Genomic DNA, 18,349 nt, shown 5'->3' on the forward strand with positions numbered 1-18,349 from the left:
ACGTCAATCTACAGGAAGTGGGACAACCTGATGTACAGGTACCTGCCCAGGAAGTCGTACGACGACGCGTCCGACGTGCCCAGGAATCCATTGTAGATCACCGCGGGCGGTGTGTCAAATACGTTGTTGACACCGACTGTGATCACGGAGCCTCCGGCACCGGTAAACAGTCTGTAGGACCCCTGGATACCGAAGAGGTGGTGCGCATCCACGTCCCGGACCGCAGGGTTCGTACCCACGTCGTCGCGGTACAGGCCCTTGCAGTCATCGTCCTCGCACTCCTGGAAACCGCCGGTGTACTGCCATGAGACACCCGCCGATGCCCGGTTCCACTTCAGGCCGACATTGGCGTTGTGCTGCCAGTTCGGAAACACGCCCAGGTCGTAATAACCCCTGCCCTGAACCAGTTCGAAGCCACCCGCTACGGGCAGCATCACGTCGTAGGCAAAGAGGTAATTGGACTCCAGACGCGCCGAGAGCAGGCCGAGGGGCGTGTCGTCGATGTAATTCAGTTCGATGTCCAGCCCGTTGGTTTCCGTCTCGCCGATGTTTGTGGCGGTCGAGAAGATATTGGTGATCAGGTTATTCGCGTCACGCTGTACCTTCTCGCAGTCCGTCGGGTTGTCCTGGGAGTAGCAGTTGCTCAGGATCAGACCCGCGCCGAGCGCGCCGATTTCATCCTCGATCTTGGTGGCGTAGTAACTCACCGCGATATCGAGGTTATCGATGAATTCGGGCTGGTACACCAAGCCGGCCGTCACCGTGTTGGCTCGCTCGGGATCGAGATCGGTGGAACCGCCGACTCTGGCTCTGAGCTGCGCCCTGGAATCTTCGAAATCCCTCGGGACGCCCGCGGAAGCGCAGTTGCGCATCTGCTGAGAAGTCAGGTTGCGCGGATTCCCGGCTTCGTCCACGACGCTACAAGGATCGCTGACCAACGGGAAGCTGTCGCTCTGGCCCAGGAACATTTCGGCGACGCTTGGCGCGCGAAAGGCCTTAGAGTAGGTCGACCGGAAGGCCAGACCTCGCGGCAGTTCGAGACGAGCGCCCGCCTCGTACGTGAAGTCCGACCCGAAGGTGTCGTAGTCGAACAGCCGGCCCGCGGCCGTTACGTTCAGACCGCCCATATCGTTCTCGTAAACTGGAATACTGGTTTCGGCGTATATCGCGCGCACCGAGTATTCACCCTCGGTCGCTTCTTCCTTGTTGCCCGTGGTGTTGCCCGTGGCGGTAATGGGATCGGGAATGGAGCCGCCCGCTTCCCACCGGGACGAAGCGCCTACGGCTACGCCAACGGGCCCAGCCGGCAAGTCGTACAGGTCCCCGGTCAGGTTGTACTGCAGGATCCGCTGCGTTGTATAGCCTCTAGCGATACCGGTGTACTGGATGAACTTCAGCATGTCTTCCGTGATCGTACCGGGACCGTGCATGATATCCAAGGGTACGCAACCTCCCACACAATCCGCATCGGGTCCCAGGGCCATTTCGATATTGCTTCGAATGAACCGGCCCTCGTTTACGTTGGTTCCGCTCGTGCGGCCATAGGAAAAGGCCAGGTCACCGGTAAAACCCCGGAACTCGTGCTCCATTCCCAGGACAATACGGTAGGTGTCGAGGTCCTGAAGGAAGTTGCGGTTGCTCGCCTCGACGAATCGCCGGCGCACGTCGATGAAGTCGCGGCCAAAATCGTTGTACTGGTTTTCCGCTGATACACTGATCCCTTCGCTGATGATGAAAAGCGGGGTCGGGGCCAGCTTCTGGTCCGATTGCCGGTTGGTGTAGGATACCTCGAAGAAGCCGCTCAGGATGTCGTTGAACAGGTAATTCCCGCTGAGGAACGCGGAATACCGGGTCTGCGGCGTATACAGGTAGTTCGCTGGCTGGTAGTTGTACAGGTCGCCGGAGCCATCGTCCGAGTTGCCGCCCAGGTTCATGGGTCGCCAGCCACCGGATGGTGCGTTGTAAAAAACAGGACCGCCATCACCGGCTCTTTCGATTATACCTTGCCAAGCCGTGTTGCCCTCCTGCTTTAAACGGTCGATAATGGTTCCCTGTGGTGTCGCCGAACTGCCATTTGTCGCGAAGGTTCCGTCGTTCGCCTCCCAGTCGTAGGCCTTGTCCGCTTTACTGAAATCACGATCGCCGGTCCAGACCGGCTTGCGGTTGTGGTACCCCGCGGAAAACAGGATGCTACCCCGGCCGCTTCGCAGACCGGCGGTCAGGCTGGCGTCGATCACGTCACCGTCGCCCGCGCCCGCGACCCCCTGGTAGTACTCGAACTCCACCCCTTCCAGGTCGGACCGCGTAATCACGTTTACCACACCGCCGACCGCATCGGAACCATACACGGCCGAGGCGCCGTCCTTGAGCACCTCGATGCGTTCAATGACGGAAGCCGGAATGGAGTTCAGGTCGACAGACGAGTTCGCCCCGGTTCCGCCCGGCACGAAACGGCGGCCGTTAACGAGAACGAGTGTTCGCCCGGCACCCAGTCCGCGGAGGCTGATCCGGGTGGAGCCGTCGCCGCCGTTATTGGCCTGGGTGTTGATGGCGTTGGATTGAACGGTGAGGGTCTGTAGCACGTCGCCGATGGACGCGAGCCCCTTTTCCTGGATCTCGGTCTTGGCGAGGATGACAACGGGTGCGGTGGATTCTGCGGCTTCGCCCCTGATGCGGGAACCGGTTACGGTCACCTCTTCAGCGACGAAATCGACGCCTTCCAATTCCTGGTCTTGCTGGGCCATGGCATCGGTCGAAACCAGGGCGAACAGCCCAATGGCCAACCAGGAAAGGTACTTGCGGTGTTTCATGGCGATTCTCCTTACGATTAGATGGTGGAATCGATAGAATTCCTCCTCTTTTTTGTGTGGGTGAATTGGCGTGGGAAACAGGTAGTAACTACAATATGTCGTAATTAGGTGGAGTTGTAAATACAAAATGTTTGGTTTTTTTAGTAAATGGACCATCAGACGGAATTTAACAAACCTAACGCTTCTCCGACATCACCTCGTTATGTCGGAGACGGCCGGCCGGTCCGCGTTCCTTCGGGTGACGCGGAAGCGCTGTATTTCCGGAACGCGTTCATTACCCGGGGCGCGAGTCGCAGGGTGGAAGTCATGGTCGGAATCGCCAGGAGGGCGAACAGGCTGTCGGCGAAACTGATCACCACGTCGATCGAGGAGACGGAGGCGACCACGACAAGAATCACGTAGGCCACGTTATACAGTTTCGCATACCTGGCGCCGATCAGATAACTCAGGCACTTGGCGCCGTAGTAGGAGTAGGTCAACAGCGTGGTAACGGCGAAGAAGAAGACGCACACGGTAAGGACATACGCCCCGTAACCGGGCATGGCCGCTTCGAAGGCACCCGCGGTGAGCGTCACCCCGGCGTCCGACGTGGTCTGCCAAACGCCGGTCATGAGGATCACGAGCGCGGTACAGGTGCAGACGATCATCGTATCGATGACCGGTCCCATCATGGCGACCAGGCCCTCGCGGACCGGCACGCCGGTCTTTGCAGCGCCATGGGCCAATGCTTCCGTACCGATGCCGGCCTCGTTCGAAAGGGCCGCGCGGCGGACTCCGGTGATGATGGTCGTGCCGACCACGCCGCTCGCCACCGCCGTTCCGGTGAAGGCGTCCGTCAGGATAAGGGACAGGTACCGGGGCACATCGCCCAGGTTGTACAGGATGATCCACAGGGTCGAAACCATATACAGGACCACCATGGACGGCACGACGCGGGAGGCAACTTCCGCAATGCGGGTAATCCCGCCGAATACCACCGAGGCCACGAGGCCGGACAGGATGATACCGGCGATCAGATCGAAACTGAAGTGGCCGCCTTCGAAAGACATGTACGGCGCGAATACGACGTCCCGGACGATCTGGATCAACTGATTGGGCTGCAGGAAGGGAAAGCAGCCGATGACCCCGGCCACCGCGAAGAAGACGGCTAGGGGTTTCCAGGCGCCCCCCAGTCCTTCTGAAATCACGTACATCGGTCCGCCCTGTATGCGCCCCTCGGTATCCCGTCCCCGATACATGACGGCCAGCGAGCAGGTGAAGAACTTGGTCGCCATGCCGACGAACGCGCTGACCCACATCCAGAAGATCGCCCCGGGGCCTCCCATGGTGATGGCGATGGCCACGCCGGATATGTTCCCCATGCCGATCGTGGCGGAGAGGGCGCTGACCAGCGCCTTGAAATGGGAGACGTCTCCGGGGTCGTCGGGATCATCGTATCTGCCGCGTACCAGGTCGATGGCGTGCTTCACATACCGGAACGGCGTGAAGCGGCTGTAGAGCAGCAGGAGGGCTCCGCCGCCGATGACCAGGTAGAATACGTAGGACCAGGCCAGGTCGGAAAAGGCGACTACGTATGGTTCTATGAAGCCCATGGCCAGGCACTCCGGGCTTGCGCGAACGTACGAGCGTTACACTGGCTGGACGCGGGCTCAACCCGTGGGCGCGTCCTGCCTGAAACTGCGTACCATCTCGATATAGTCTCGGGAGAACAGTTGGTCCGGACGCTTGTCGTAGCTGAAGATCGCGATGATCCGGGGCCGTTTCGTCGGACCGACCGGAGACACCCGGTGCAGGGCGTATTTGCCGTTGAACAGCACCAGCGTACCCGGCCGGATGTTCGTGCGGCGTACGCGTTTTCCAGGGGATTCGAAGACGGCGCGCACGTCGTCGTAATGCTCGTCGCGGTCTTCTCTGAGACCCGGAACGTATTCGAATACCCCGCCGGAATCAGGCGCCTGGATCAACAGCGTGATATTGCCGTTATTGGAATCGAAGTGCCACCCGTTGCTGTCGCCCTCGTGCGCGATCTGCAGTGTCAGGGCGAGATGGGGACAGGCGCTTGTGTACAGCATGTCGAACCCGAGCACCCTTCGCACGAATTCGGTCAGGGCCGGCCAATGGAATACGCTGCGCACGAGACTGTCGTTTGGGATCTGGTAGTTGAGGACCTGGCGGTAGCGGTTGACATGCTCGACGGTCCGGGGATGGCCGGGAGGCCAGCTCCGGTCGACGTTGTCGTTTCCCTCGTAGCTCGTGCGCGGCCGGTCGTAGTAGAAACCGAGCGGGGTCAAGGCGCTGGTCTCCCGCACCATGCCGGCCACGGTGCGCGGATTCAAAAACCCTTCGAGTACGCAGATGGATTGCTCCTTGAGCCCGGATCGGCAGGATGCGAGGAATGCCTGGCCGTCGCGGCTGTCGAGGTCCTCCAGCGGGTACCGGTCGACATCAACCAGCGTGTCGGGACTTGCGGGTTTCACAGGCTGCGGATCTCCCAGAGTTCCACCACCATTTCCGATGGATATCCAATGGGATCGAAGTCGTCCGTCTCCCTGGCGTCGTATCCCACTTCGCCGAACAGGTTCTCGATAGTTCGGGAGGAATGATGCTGCGCTTCCCCGATCGTGTGGTAGAGGTAGACCGCGGAGGGCAGTATGACGGGATAGCCCATCTCGTACATGGCGTAGGCCAGTCGACCCTTCCGCAGACGGGAGACGACGTCATCGGCAAGCTGGATGATTCGCGTATCTGCCTGCTCGACGTCCACGTCGAATCGGAAGGCGAAGTGACTGCGGAGATATCCCTGGTCGTGCAGGAAACGGCCGACGCGGTCGATGGCGGAGGACAACTGTTCGAGTTGGTCCGGCGTGTTCAGGCCGTCGGGCAGGTCCAGCGCGAGGTGACGATTCAGGCGGTCGAAGAACAACTTGCCCACCCGGATGGTAAACAGCCGGCGTTCCCGATCCAGTCCCTCATCGAAGCGATCCGGATGCCTTTCGATATGCCGGAAGGCCGACCTGTAGAACGCATAGGAAAGGGCGTCGAATTCGCCCGACTGCAGCGCCGTTCCATCGTCCGGGTGAACGAAGGCTTCCACCAACCCCTGCCTGGCCGGCCTGTCGTAGACCGTCCGGATGTAACTTTCGGTGGTTTCCCGTACTTCGTTCAGCGCGCCGCTGTTGGGGTCCAGCGCGCCGCTGTCGGGGTCCAGCGCCTTCCACTCGCTGACGATGGCATCCGAAATGAACGCGGTGAACGCGCTGCCTACCGGCCACCAGACGGCATATTCGGGAAACGGCCTTTCCTCGACGACCTGTTCAAGTGTTTTATCGGTCCTTTGCATGCAGCATGCTCTTCCTGGGATGCAGCGGCGCCGGCTATCCCGATCTGTTCAGAAAAGTCTCCACCTGGGGGAGCAGCATGGGGTCCTCGGAGAGGCGAATATACTCACGCAGCGCATCCCGGGCCTGCTCGAAATCGCCGATCCGGAAGTAAGCGATACCCAGGCGGAAATGCCCGGCGGCAAGTTGCGGGGCGAGGCGGACGACTTCCCGGTAGCTCCGGATGGCCTGATGGTATCGACGAAGCATGTCATTGACAAGGCCAATATTAAAATGCGCGGTCGTAAACCGCGGTCGCAGCGCCACGGCCTGGTCCAGGGCGCGCAGCACCCGGCCCGCGGCCTCGGTCTTCGTACGCATCGCCGTCAGCGCGTCCAACGGAGCGGTACTGTCCGGTTCACCGGCCAGGCGTACCGCACCCTCCCATGCTTCGAGCGCCGACTCGAAGTCGCCGCCGGAAACCCTCGCGATGGCCAGGATGGCGTTGGGCAGCGGATCCGCGGTTTCCGGGTCGATTGCTTTCTCGACTGATGTCGCCGCGTCCTCCCACTTCCCCTGGGCCAGCAACACGGCGGCCACGGCCAACCGCGCGGCGTTCCATTCCGGCCGCGCCGCAACGGATGCCCGGAAGTGTGAGAGCGCGGCCTCAAGATCGTGCCCGTAGGCGGCTTCGACTCCGTCACGGTAAGCCGACCGCGCTTCACCACCCACGCCGGAAGAACGGGCGGCCACCCGCCGGAGCGGCATCCAGTCGAAGCCCACGCGGGCCGAGGGATCATGGCCCGCCCATCGGGCCGCGAGTCCGCGCCAGGTTTCGATCACGTCATCCACGACGGCGTCCCGGCTGTAGGAGAGTGCGAGGTTGTTGTAGGCTTCCGGGAAATCCTCTCGAAGCGCGATAGCCCTGTTGAACTGTTCGCTGGCCTCTTCATCCTTTCCCTGCCTGAGATAGACGATGCCGAGGTTGTTGTGGACCTCGGCGATGCCTACTTCGGCGCGGATGACCTTCCTGAATTCCTCGACCGCTTCGTCCAGCCTGCCCGCCTCCGCGTACATCAGTCCGAGGTTGGTACGGGCGTCGTAGAAACGGTCGTTCAACGCGAGCGCTTTCCCGTAAGCGTCCATGGCGTCTTCGGTCCGGTCCATGTTGGCATACATGGTGCCCAGGTTGTTGTAGGCTTCGAAGAACTCCGTGTCGACGGCGATCGCCGTTTCATAGGCTTCGACCGCCTCCGCGTGGCGATCCTGAAGTGCGTAGATGTTTCCGATGTACAGATGCGCCTCCGCAAGCCCGGGGTCCTCGGCCAGGGCCTGCTCGAAAGCCTGCTTCGCCTCCGCGTACGCGCCTTGTTCGTAATAGGTCAACCCCCTTACATGGACATAGGGCGGCGGCCGGCGTCCCTGCCGGGTGCCGGGAGACGGGGGGCCGCCCATCCTCCCGAACCTGGCGCGGTAGGCCGTGATGATCTGGGTCTTCGACCGGTCCACGGCGCTTACGGTACTGCCTTCCAGTGCGCTCTCGAGCCGCCTGTCCAACACGGGGTTGTCCGCCAGCAGCCTGAACGCCTCGTCGTATCTCCCCGTCCTGGAGTAGACCAGCGCCATATTGTACCTGGCCACGGCGTGCGTGGAATCCTGTGCCAACGTCCGGTGATACGACGCCTCGGCCTCATCCAGCCGTCCCTGGCGGAAGTAAATGTTGCCGACCCCGGTCAGCATGGCCACGTCATCGGGTGCGAAGACCAGTGCTTCCTCGTACGCGTCCAGCGCCTGGTCGTACGAACCGGACAGTTCGCTGGACCGGCCCAGGCCCATCAGGGCGTTACGGAGTTGATAGCGGTTTTCCTCCGGCAGGCCGCGGGCGATATCGACGGCCTCGCCATAGGCTCTCGCCGCTCCTTCGTGGTTCCCCTTGCGGGTATAGATCGCGCCCAGGTTGAGCCGCCAGTTGATTTCATCGGGCGTAAGAACGACGGCCTGCAGCGCTTCCCGCAACGCCTCGTCGTATCTGCCCAGGTAGTAGTAGGCCACGCTCAGGTTTCCGAAGGCCTCGGAGTCCGTCAGGTCCAGGGCCAGCGCCCGGCGGTAGTAGGCGATGGCGCCTTCGTAGTCGCCTTCGTTCATCAATGCGAGACCGGATGCTTTCACGCTCGCGCTGTCGGCGTCGTCGGAAATGGTACTCGGCGCACCTGCGCCCGCACAGCCCGATGATGCCCAATGGAGGCAGACGGCGGCCGCTCCGAGGCAGATAATCGTCCTGAAGGCACTCATATCACGCTCCGCTTAAGTCGACTGGTCCAGCGTCGGCGAAAGGGGTATATAACCACAATATACGGCTTTCGAAGCCCATTCTCTCCCGTTTTTTTCCATGCGCACGGCGCCAGGCCGGACCGGCGCGAAATTACTTTACTTTCGGGTCGTTCGGGAATACTTTTTCCCCAAGATTCCTCGCCCGGATTACGACCATTTCATTTAGTCAAACGAAATTCGCTTGACACTACACAAATGTTTGGCATATTGGACAGGTATGCCAAAAAGACATTCACTTGCATCAACGAGGGGAGATCGCGGACATGAACGATAACGATCCGGGAAGGGAGAAGGCGCTGAGCGGCGCCATCTCGCAGATAGAACGGCAGTTCGGCAAGGGTTCCATCATCAGGATGGGAGACGAGAACCCCCAACTGTCTGTCGAGTCCATACCAACGGGGTCCCTGACCCTCGATCTGGCGTTGGGCATCGGCGGTGTGCCCCGTGGACGCGTGGTGGAGATCTACGGAAACGAGTCCTCCGGCAAGACCACGCTGGCCAAGCATATCGTGGCCGAGGCGCAGAAACTGGGCGGGATGGCCGCCTTCATCGACGCGGAACACGCGCTGGACATCCGCTATGCGCGGGCCCTCGGCGTGGACATGGACAAACTGCTCATCCATCAGCCGGATACGGGCGAGCAGGCCCTCGACGTGGCCGAGATCCTGGTCCGCAGCGGCGGTGTGGATGTGATTGTCATCGACTCGGTCGCCGCGCTGGTCCCGAGGGCCGAAATAGAAGGAGAGATGGGTGATTCCCATGTCGGTCTGCAGGCCCGCCTGATGTCGCAGGCGCTGCGGAAGCTGACCTCGGTGATCAACCGGTCCAGGACCTGCCTGATCTTCATCAACCAGATCCGCCAGAAAATCGGGGTAATGTACGGCAATCCGGAAACGACGACCGGTGGGCTGGCCCTGAAGTTCTATTCCTCGGTCCGGATCGAGGTGCGTAGAATCGGGAACATCAAGGGGGACGACGCCTCGGCGGGCATCCAGGTACGGGGTACCGTAAAGAAGAACAAGCTGGCTGCGCCCTTTCGCGAGGCGCAGTTTGATATCATCTACGGGGAAGGGATCTCCAAAGAGAGCGACCTGATCGAACTCGGGGTCAATAACGGCATCATAGAAAAGAGCGGGACCTGGTTTTCCTACAATGACGAAAGGCTCGGGCAGGGCCGCGAGAACGTGCGGCAGTTGCTCAGGGAACAGCGGGAACTCGCCGGGGAGATCGAAGAGAAAGTCCGTGCGATATTCGCACCTCCGGGCCAGGACGAATCCGTCGAAAACAACGGAGTCGCCGGGAAACCGGCCGCCCGTCCCGAACCCTCGGTAAAGCGGCGCTGAAAAGGCGGTGGCGCCCGGTAGTAGGCTGCGCCGGATGGGGTAGGACCTGTCCGGCGCGCGCGATACGCGATATACGTTATGTGGAACCGGCAGGCCGCCGGCCTTCATGGAGTGCTGCCGCGGCTTCGATCAGGCGCTGATAGGCCCTGGGGAAGGCGAAACGGCCGAGGTCTTCGAATCGAACCCATCGGCATTCGTTCCCGTCGCGATGGCGGGCTACCCCTGCTATGTGTGAACAGCTGTAGCCCTGCAACGTCATCTCGAAATGGGTAAAGGCATGTCTCAGGGTGGCAACGGCGCGATCGACGCGTATGCCGATCCCTAGCATGTTTTTAATTTCCTCTGCCAGAAACTTCTCCCCAACGACCCCCTTACCGACGATTCCACCCGGGAACTCCCACAGTCCACCCAGCAGTCCGTCCGTCGGCCGCCGGACGATCAGCACCTCGTCGTTCCGGCGTACGATGCCGGCGGCGACATGATGGTGAGGCCGTTGCCTGCGCGGCCGTTTGCGCGGCAGCACCGAAGGGTCCGGCAGCGTTTTGCGGGCTTCGCAAAACGGGTTCACCGGACATGCACCGCAGCGGGGCTTGCGCGGCGTGCAAATCGTGGCCCCCAGCTCCATCATGGCCTGGTTGAAGTCGCCCGCCCGGCCCCGGACGAGGAGTCGCACGGCGAGACCATCTAGACGCTTTCTGGCCGCTGAGGAGGCCGGGTTATCGGTCAGGTGGAACAGGCGGCTTAGCACGCGAACGACATTGCCGTCGACGACCGGACAATCTCTCCCGAAGGCAATGCTCAATATGGCGGCGGCCGTGTAGGGTCCGATGCCCGGCAGGTCCGAGATCCGCGCGGGATCTTCGGGTATCTGCCCGCCGTGTTCGTCGACGACCCGGCGGGCGGCGCGATGCAGGTTTCTCGCCCTGGCGTAGTACCCCATGCCTTCCCATGCCTTCAGGACGTCCTCGAGCGGGGCTGTGCCGAGGTGCTTTACCGTTGGGAAACGTTCCATGAACCGGTCGTAGTAGGGCCGTGCCTGGTCTACCCGCGTCTGCTGGAGCATGATTTCCGATACCCAGACCGCGTAGGGGTCAAGGGCCCTCCGCCACGGCAAGTCACGCTGGTTCTCACCGTACCAGTCGAGCAGGGTGCGGCGGAACGCGTCGATCTGCCTGGCGTCCAAGGGAAATTCCGATTTCGCGTCCATGGTCAGGCGCCTTACTGTCAGTGCCGGCGGGATTGCCCCGGCAGGCTGTATTCTCCGTGGGTGATCCGGGTCCGGTTGTAGTCTTCCGTCTCTCGTGGATCGAACCGGTTCGGCGAGAAATCCCCGATATCGATTTCGGGCCGCCCGTCCGCGACGCATCCTGCCAGCAATGCGCCGGCCGCCGGGTTGTAGGCGAAGCCACCTGAATGAAAGGCGACGCCCACGTACAGTCCCGGAAAGCGCTCCACGGGTCCGAGCACCGGTTCGCCGTCCGCGGAGAAGGACAGCAGGCCCGCCTTCTCGATTTCCCAGCCGGTATGGCCGGCATGGTTGGCGCGGTCCGCCTGACCCGTCCGGCCCGCACGGCCCGCCCCGGGAACGAGCGGGAGCAGGTTTTCCCGCGCGGCCTCGTCAAGCCCGGGCGGCGGGGTTATCGTCGACATCAGGAATTCGCGGCCGGGCACGCGAAAGTCCGGCGCCTCGGGGTTCTCGATGCCCGCAAGCAAGCGCTGCCCGTAATGCGGCCGGAGGTATCCCCCGTAGGGATTGGCGTTGACCGCCGGGATCCGGACCGGGGCGGGCAGTGGCGCCGTGACGTAACGCTGGTGCACGAAGGACTTGAGGGGCAGCTGCAACCCGATGGTTTCCAGTACCTTCAGGGTCCATACGTGAACGGTACTCACCACGGCATCGGCTTCGATGCGCCTTCCATCGGCGACGACGCCCGCCATGCGTTCCCCATCCACGATGAAGTCGGAGACCATGCATCCTTCCCTGATCTCCACGCCCAGGGCGCGGCAACCGTCCGCCAGGGCCGGGAGGTAGTGATCCGGCTCGCTGTAGCCGCCCAGGGGATCGAATAGCCCGACCGGCTCACCGGTCAGCGCCAGGTCCGGCCAGGCCGCGGCCATCTCGGTCCGGTCCATGATGGTGTATTCCACACCGAGGCGGTCGTACAGGGGCAACAGCCGTTCCCTTTCCGGCCAGCTCGCCGCGTCGAACAGGTTCAGGCACCCCACATCCTGGTACCGGTAGCCATCCAGTTCCCCGGACAGTTCCCTGAAACGGGTCAGGCTGATCTTGCGGGCCAGGATGCCGGTTTCCGACCAAAGCAGTCCCGTAATGATCCCGGCGGCCCGGCTGCTGGCGCCGTCCCCCACGTGTCCCTTTTCGACGACCGTGATGCTTCCATACGACTTGCGGGCGAGATGATAGGCCGTGCTTAGGCCGGTCACCCCTGCGCCCACGATGACAGCGTGTCTCGACATCGGTCAGTCCTCCAGCGCCGATTTGATGCTCTTTCCGGATATGGAAAAATGGGAAGCGTGCCAGGTCACTTTCCCGTCCCGGAGCAGCAGCAGCTGCGGCGACTCGTGCCTGATACCCAGGCGGGATTCGATCTCATTGGAGAGATCCCGGTTCTCGATGACCATGACCTGGGTGAACAGCGGCGTGGACGGGTCCGTGTCCATGTCCTCGTCCACGTCCGCGAAATCATCCGCGAAATCGTGGTATTGATCGGCGGCCCGTGCGCTCACCGGGCACACCGTACTGTGCTTGTAGACAAAAACGGGACGTTCCGACGACGAGGCGATGACCTCGTCCAGCGCCGAGAGTCCGGTCAGGCGTACGACACGGTCAGACATGTAGGTCCTCCTTGTAACCATGGGGTCCTGCATGGATCAGGACACTTCCTCTACAGCCGCGGCCGCCTTGCGCACCTGGGTAGCCGCCCTTCGGAATTCGCGGTCCCGCGGCAGCATCAGGGCTAGCGCCACGGCGGCCAGCGGGATCAATGCCAGTACTTCAAGCGTCGCCACTACGCCGACGCGGTCCGCGATACCGCCGAAGACGATCAGCGCGCCACCCGCCGCGCCCCAGCTGAAGCCCATGGGAAAGCTGGAAGCCGTTCCCGCACTGTCCGGGACGAGCTCCTGGGCCATGGCGACGGAAACGGAATTGGACGCCATGTTCATGAATCCGGCCAGGAACAGCCAGACGGGAAGCAGCGGTCCGGTATCGTAGAGCGAAGCGAACAGGAAGGGGGTGGAGAGCAGGATCGAGGACCAGATAACGCGGCTCCGTCCCAACCGGTCCGAAAGCCAGCCGCCGACGAACCCGCCGATCACCGCGCCGCCCTGGAAGACGAAGAGCAGGTCGCCCCCCTGCTGCAGGGTAAGGCCCCGGTCCTTGAGCAGCAACACGAAAAAGGTGGCGAAACCGACCCCGGAGATGGTCCGGATGATGCCCACTACCGTAAGATTGACCATGGGCCACAGATTCGGCCGGAATGAAGCGCCCACATCGGCCAGGCGGGTTATCTTGCGGTCTTCGTTGCGGATGGGGATGACCCGGGCCATGGCCAATACGGCGATTACCGTGGGAACCGCGAGCCAGACCAGGCTTTCGAGACCGAAACGCTCCACGATGCGGGGTACGACAAAGGGGCTTGCCGCCAGCCCGGCGGTCCCGCCGACGATGAAAAGCGACACGCCGTAACCGCGTCTCGAACCGCTGACGTCTCCGGCCATGGACACGCTCTGCGGGTGGAAACTGGCGGTGCCGAACCCGCCCAGGATGATAAACAGCAGCAGCACGAGAAAAGAGGGCGCCAGTCCCACGGCGGACATGAAGACGGCGCAGAACACCGGTCCGAGGATGATGAAATAGCGTTTCTCCATCCGGTCCCCCAGGATGCCCATCAGGGGTTGGACCAGGGAGGAGGTCATGGCAGGCAGACCGGCGAGCAGGCCGGCCTGCGTAAGGGAGAGCTGCAGCCTCGTAACGAGCGCGGGAAGAATCGGCGTCAGCAGGGAGGAAAAGAGGTCCACCAGGAAGTGAACCACGGTCAGCAGCACGAGCTTGGCGCGCTGCATGTCGGACTTCATGGATTGAGCCTTCCATGGAGCATGTACAGGCGCTTCAGTTCCTCGATGGGATCGGCATGGTCGTCGACCCGAAGGTCCACGAGGAAGTCGGAGGTGCCGCCGCAACCCCCGCCTTCCCTTGCCACGAGCAGGGCGGCCGACTGCATGCCCCGCCGGTCGCCGCCGGCTTCCTGGCCGGCCGTGAGCGTGGCGAGCAGTTTCGCCGTGAAATCCTCCTCGCCGGGTGCCTCGAAGGTTTCCGCCATGGCGGCGACCACCTCTTCACCCGCGAGGATATTGCCCAGGCAGACGTGGCCCGGACCGGTTACGTGCCCCGCCCACTCCTGGCATTCCTCCCCCGTGAAGGCCGCCGCCGTGCCGTCGAGATCCACCACGCCGACCTGGCGGGACTGCCGGCCGGCATCCGATTCGATCAGGCGTTCGAGGGTGTCGATGGCGCCGACGTCCTGTTCGAGCAGGTCGAGCCCCCTGGGGCCGAAAGACGCGTTGGCCCAGGCCTGCGTCGCGATGGCGCCGGCGTTGAACCGCGCCCAGGGGACCACGGATCCCACGGCGAGGTACTTCGACTGGGTCGCCACGCCGAGATCCCCCGTATCGGGGTCCAGGGCGACGATGGAAAAGGTGGAGAAACAGGGGGCGCGGTTCAACGCTGGATGCTCCGTCGGTCGTCTAGAGCCTTTCTGATCAGTTCGATGGGATGGAAGGCCGTCCTGCCCGTGCCGTCGGCGATCTGGTGCCGGCAGGAGGTCCCCGTCGCGGCGAATTCCGTCCCTTCATCGGCGGCGCGGACAGCGGGGAAGAGCCGGTCTTCCCCGATTTTCATGGACAGGTCGTAGTGCTCCCGTTCATAGCCGAAGCTGCCGGCCATGCCGCAGCACCCGGTGTTCAATGTCGTGACCTCGTACCCGGGCACCAGTTCCAGGGCGGCCACGGTGGAACCCGTACCGGCGATGGCCTTCTGCTGGCAGTGCCCGTGCAGACTGATCGACCGGCCGGTGGTCTGGACCGGAAGCGAAAGGCGGCCGGCCCCATGTTCCCGGGCCAGGAACTCGTCGATCATGAGCATGCTCTCTGCGAGCCGGTCGGCCCTCGGGTCGTCCACGAGGTCGCGGTAGTCGTCCCGGAACGTCATGACGCAGCTGGGTTCACAGCCCACAATGGTCCATCCAAGGTCCACGTACCGGGCAAGCTGGGCGATGTTGTATTCGGCGGCTGCCCGTGCCTGGCGCAGCATGCCCTTCGAGATCAGGGGCCTGCCGCAGCAGGCGCGGGGTTCGGCCAGCACCACGCGGTAGCCGGCGCTCTCCAGGACTTCCACGGCGGCCATGCCGATGTGGGGCTCGCTGTAGTTGACGAAGGTGTCCGGGAAGAAGACGACCGTAGGCCGATCGCGGTCATCGGCGCGTCCGGGACCGCGCTGGTAGAACCACTGTTCGAACGTAACTTCGGCGAACTCCGGAAGGGACCGCCTCCTGTCCACGCCGATCGTCCGTTCCAGGAACCGCTTGTGCCAGGGATGGTTCACGATCCGGTTGCTCAGCGGCGCGAAGGCGGAACCGAGCCGGTTGAGCGATTCGATGCGGCCGAACAGGCGGTTGCGCAGGGGCAGCCCGTGTTTCTCGTAGTAGTGGGCGAGGAACTCGTACTTCATCTTGGCCATGTCGACGTTGGAGGGACACTCGCCCTTGCAGCCCTTGCACTCCAGGCAGAGGTCGAGGGCTTCGTAGACCCGCCGGCTCGTGAATCCTTCCCCGTCCAGCTTGCCTGACAGGGCGGCTCTGAGCACGTTCGCGCGGCCCCGGGTGCTGTGCTCCTCGTCGAGCGTGGCGATATAGGAAGGGCACATGGTCCCCACCAGCTTCTTGCGGCAAGCGCCGACCCCGTTGCAGAGCTCGATGGAGCGCGAGAACCCGCCGTCGCCCGAGAAATCGAAGTAGGTATTGATCTCCTCAGCCTGGTATGCCGCACCGAATCGAAGGTTATCGGTCATCTTCTGGTTCGCGATGATCTTGCCCGGATTCATGATGCCATTCGGGTCGAACACGGCCTTGACCGCCTTGAAGGCCTCGTACAACCGCGGACCGAAAACCTGCTCGTTCCACTCGCTCCGCACGAGCCCGTCGCCGTGTTCGGAACTGACCGCGCCGCCATAGGCAAGGACCAGATCGCGGATCTCTTCGGCGATGGCCCGCATGCGCACGATGCCCTCGGATTCCTTGAGATTGATGAGCGGCCGGATGTGGATCGTGCCCACGCTGGCGTGGGCGTAGTAGGAGGCCACCGTGCCGTGCTTGTGGACGATATCGCGGAAGTCGCGGATGTAGTCCGGAAGCTTCTCCGGCGAGACCGCCGTGTCCTCCACGAAAGTCGCCGGCTTGGTATCCCCCTTCATGCCCATCAGCAACCCGAGTCCCGCCTTCCGGATGGCCCAGGCGTTCGACTGGGCGGCAGGGGTCGTGGCCCGGACGCAGGCGTAGCCCATGTGCTTCTCCCGGAGCAGGGATTCGAGGGCGTCCAGGCGGCCTGCGACCGCTTCGGCCGTTTTCCCGTAGTATTCGACCATGAGGATGGCTTCGGGGTCGCCTTCGATGAAATCCCGCTGGTGGGCGGCCGCGGGGGAGGCCTTGGCCAGATCCAGTATGGTCTTGTCGGTGAGTTCCACGGCCGAGGGATCGGTCTTCAGGATCTCGACCGTCGCTTCCATGGATTCGATCAGGTCCGAGAAGTGACAGATACCGAGCGCCTTGTGGGCCGGAAGCGGCACCAGGTTGACGCGCGCCTCGGTCACGGCGGCCAGGGTGCCCTCGGATCCGACGATCATCCTGCAGGGGTCGAAGGGACCTTCTCCGGTGAATTCGTCCAGGTTGTACCCGCCTACGCGCCGCATGATCCGGGGGTACCGGGCCTCGATCTCGTCTCGGTTCTCGTGGGCGATACGGCGGATTTCGCGGTAGATCCGGCCCTCCAGGCCGCCGAGTGCGGCCTTCTCGCCGTATTCGCGGTCGCCGACCGGCTTGAAGACCGTCCGCGTACCGTCGCTCAGGACCACGTCGAGTTCCAGGACGTGGTCGATCGTCTTGCCGTAGATGATGGAATGGGAACCGCAGGAGTTGTTGCCGATCATGCCGCCGACGTTCGCCCGGTTGCTCGGCGAGACGTCCGGGGCGAAGAGCAGTCCCATCGGTTTCAGGTGAGCGTTGAGTTCGTCGAGGACCACGCCGGGCTGGATCCTGGCCCACTGCTCCTCGACGTTGACCTCGAGGATCCGGTTCATGTGCCGGGAGAAGTCGACCTGGATGCTGCGGCCCACCGCCTGGCCGCCCAGGCTGGTGCCCCCGCCGCGTGGCGTGACGGGGATGCCTCTTTCGTAGGCGAAACGGAGGATGCGGGAGACCTGGTCCGCGTGCGCCGGATACGCGACGCCCAGCGGCTCGATTTCGTAGATGCTGGCGTCCGTGCTGTACAGGACCCTGGCCGTTTCGTCGAATCGGAACGCGCAGTCGATCTCTTTCCCGATCTGTTCCTGCCAGGCTGTGTCCATGTACCTTGCCTTTGCGCCGCTCCGGGCGCTGTCAGGTCAGGTCCGTTGTCCGCTCCGGGCGTTGCCGGGTCAGGCCCGCTGCCGAAGATGCGAACGGATCATACGGTTAACGTGACCACTTCCCTCTGGGCGACTTCCTTGATCTCCGTGAAGGAGGCCAGGGCCATCAATTCGTTGGTCTCGGGCGAAAGCCGGGCCTTCAGCGTGTCCGTCGTCCACGGTCCGCCGCCGCTGTACTGGGGCGCGTACCGCAGTACGAGCACGATACGCTTCCGGTCGGTCGGCTTCCATCGGAGGGTACCGTGCGTGAGCAACTCGGAGATGACCACTGCGTCGCCCGCCCTGGGGGTGACGTTGATCGTGCCGGGCGGCGCGTCGTCTTCCAGGTCGCCCCCGTCGAAGACCGAATCGGGGCGTTCGAAATTGCACTTGTGGGACCCGGGCACGACCACGAGTCCGCCGTCGCCGGGGTTCACGTCGGTGAGATAGGTGAATACGACGAAATCATCGCAGTAAATACGTCCGTCCCGGCATTCGTACCGCGTGCTCTGCCAACCGTAGGCCTCGCGCGCGCAATGGAGCGACCCGGGATCGACGACTCCGCCGGGCTGGTTCACGAGCATGGACCCCCGGACGAAACGAGGTTTGCCGGACGTGAACTCCTTTACGATGGGCCAGTAGCTTGGCTGGAAGACCAGCCGCTCCAGTGCCTTGTCGAAGGCGAATCCGTTGTCGTAAATACGTCCGTCCCTGCTTCCGAAGTCGGATGGGAGGTCTTCGGCGGGCGTCTGTATGTAACGCTCCGCGGCGTCAAGCGCCTCGGCGAGCGCTGCTTCTCCAAGGGCGCCTTCCAGGTGGAGAAAACCGGTCAGGTCGAACAGGTACCTCTGCGATTCGGTCATCATGGTGGAT

13 protein-coding genes are annotated in these 18,349 nt (G+C 63.0%); 1 reads left to right on the plus strand and 12 read right to left on the minus strand.

What is annotated here, in order from left to right; all coding sequences use genetic code 11:
- Nucleotides 1-8: 8 nt before the first annotated feature.
- From F4X08_05710 to F4X08_05730, 5 genes are read right to left on the minus strand one after another with little or no spacing between them, the layout of a single operon-like run.
- Nucleotides 9-2,966: a TonB-dependent receptor plug domain-containing protein gene (locus F4X08_05710; protein MYD25288.1), complete on the minus strand. Its 2,958-nt coding sequence runs from the start codon at nucleotides 2,964-2,966 to the stop codon at nucleotides 9-11.
- A 44-nt stretch (nucleotides 2,967-3,010) separates the two neighbouring features.
- Nucleotides 3,011-4,402, minus strand: a complete 1,392-nt coding sequence (locus F4X08_05715; GenBank protein ID MYD25289.1) for an alanine:cation symporter family protein — start codon at nucleotides 4,400-4,402, stop codon at nucleotides 3,011-3,013.
- A 57-nt stretch (nucleotides 4,403-4,459) separates the two neighbouring features.
- The gene (locus F4X08_05720) at nucleotides 4,460-5,287 is read right to left on the minus strand and encodes a phytanoyl-CoA dioxygenase family protein (protein MYD25290.1); all 828 of its coding nucleotides are present in this window, start codon (nucleotides 5,285-5,287) and stop codon (nucleotides 4,460-4,462) included.
- Nucleotides 5,284-6,150, minus strand: coding sequence for a hypothetical protein (locus F4X08_05725; GenBank protein MYD25291.1), 867 nt, complete (start codon nucleotides 6,148-6,150; stop codon nucleotides 5,284-5,286). Before F4X08_05725 ends, F4X08_05720 begins: the two co-directional genes overlap by 4 nt.
- 34 nt (nucleotides 6,151-6,184) lie before the next feature.
- Nucleotides 6,185-8,419 (minus strand): tetratricopeptide repeat protein, encoded by a 2,235-nt coding sequence (locus F4X08_05730; GenBank protein ID MYD25292.1) that lies wholly within the window; start codon nucleotides 8,417-8,419, stop codon nucleotides 6,185-6,187.
- A gap of 302 nt (nucleotides 8,420-8,721) precedes the next feature.
- Between F4X08_05730 and recA the strand changes: the two genes are divergently transcribed.
- A complete protein-coding gene (gene recA, locus F4X08_05735) occupies nucleotides 8,722-9,801 on the plus strand; it encodes a recombinase RecA (GenBank protein MYD25293.1) in 1,080 nt (359 codons plus the stop codon).
- A 76-nt stretch (nucleotides 9,802-9,877) separates the two neighbouring features.
- Here the strand turns inward: recA and mutY are convergent, their stop codons facing one another.
- The 7 genes from mutY to F4X08_05770 form a co-directional block, all read right to left on the minus strand.
- Entirely contained in the window at nucleotides 9,878-10,948 is a 1,071-nt protein-coding gene (gene mutY, locus F4X08_05740; protein ID MYD25294.1) for an A/G-specific adenine glycosylase, read from the minus strand.
- A 77-nt stretch (nucleotides 10,949-11,025) separates the two neighbouring features.
- A complete protein-coding gene (locus F4X08_05745) occupies nucleotides 11,026-12,276 on the minus strand; it encodes an FAD-binding oxidoreductase (protein MYD25295.1) in 1,251 nt (416 codons plus the stop codon).
- 3 nt (nucleotides 12,277-12,279) lie between these two features.
- Nucleotides 12,280-12,654 carry a bacillithiol system redox-active protein YtxJ gene (gene ytxJ / locus F4X08_05750; GenBank protein ID MYD25296.1) on the minus strand — a complete coding sequence of 125 codons (375 nt, stop codon included), beginning with the start codon at nucleotides 12,652-12,654 and terminating at the stop codon, nucleotides 12,280-12,282.
- A gap of 36 nt (nucleotides 12,655-12,690) precedes the next feature.
- Complete coding sequence (locus F4X08_05755; GenBank protein MYD25297.1) at nucleotides 12,691-13,896, minus strand: MFS transporter; 1,206 nt, start codon at nucleotides 13,894-13,896, stop codon at nucleotides 12,691-12,693.
- Nucleotides 13,893-14,543 carry a DUF1028 domain-containing protein gene (locus F4X08_05760; GenBank protein ID MYD25298.1) on the minus strand — a complete coding sequence of 217 codons (651 nt, stop codon included), beginning with the start codon at nucleotides 14,541-14,543 and terminating at the stop codon, nucleotides 13,893-13,895. Before F4X08_05760 ends, F4X08_05755 begins: the two co-directional genes overlap by 4 nt.
- Nucleotides 14,540-17,437: an anaerobic glycerol-3-phosphate dehydrogenase subunit C gene (locus F4X08_05765; protein MYD25299.1), complete on the minus strand. Its 2,898-nt coding sequence runs from the start codon at nucleotides 17,435-17,437 to the stop codon at nucleotides 14,540-14,542. The genes F4X08_05760 and F4X08_05765 overlap by 4 nt, the downstream gene beginning before the upstream one ends.
- A gap of 98 nt (nucleotides 17,438-17,535) precedes the next feature.
- Entirely contained in the window at nucleotides 17,536-18,342 is an 807-nt protein-coding gene (locus tag F4X08_05770; protein ID MYD25300.1) for a phytanoyl-CoA dioxygenase family protein, read from the minus strand.
- Nucleotides 18,343-18,349 lie beyond the last annotated feature (7 nt).

The organism is Gemmatimonadota bacterium (assembly GCA_009841265.1).
Lineage (GTDB): Bacteria > JAAXHH01 > JAAXHH01 > JAAXHH01 > JAAXHH01 > JAAXHH01.

Excerpts from the sequence above, each read along its gene's own strand:
- F4X08_05710 (MYD25288.1), bottom strand. The coding sequence starts at position 2,966 with ATGGTCCATTTACTAAAAAAACCAAACATTTTGTATTTACAACTCCAC.
- F4X08_05715 (MYD25289.1), bottom strand. The coding sequence starts at position 4,402 with ATGGGCTTCATAGAACCATACGTAGTCGCCTTTTCCGACCTGGCCTGG.
- F4X08_05725 (MYD25291.1), bottom strand. The coding sequence starts at position 6,150 with ATGCAAAGGACCGATAAAACACTTGAACAGGTCGTCGAGGAAAGGCCG.
- F4X08_05730 (MYD25292.1), bottom strand. The coding sequence starts at position 8,419 with ATGAGTGCCTTCAGGACGATTATCTGCCTCGGAGCGGCCGCCGTCTGC.
- recA (MYD25293.1), top strand. The coding sequence starts at position 8,722 with ATGAACGATAACGATCCGGGAAGGGAGAAGGCGCTGAGCGGCGCCATC.
- F4X08_05745 (MYD25295.1), bottom strand. The coding sequence starts at position 12,276 with ATGTCGAGACACGCTGTCATCGTGGGCGCAGGGGTGACCGGCCTAAGC.
- ytxJ (MYD25296.1), bottom strand. The coding sequence starts at position 12,654 with ATGTCTGACCGTGTCGTACGCCTGACCGGACTCTCGGCGCTGGACGAG.
- F4X08_05755 (MYD25297.1), bottom strand. The coding sequence starts at position 13,896 with ATGAAGTCCGACATGCAGCGCGCCAAGCTCGTGCTGCTGACCGTGGTT.
- F4X08_05765 (MYD25299.1), bottom strand. The coding sequence starts at position 17,437 with ATGGACACAGCCTGGCAGGAACAGATCGGGAAAGAGATCGACTGCGCG.
- F4X08_05770 (MYD25300.1), bottom strand. The coding sequence starts at position 18,342 with ATGATGACCGAATCGCAGAGGTACCTGTTCGACCTGACCGGTTTTCTC.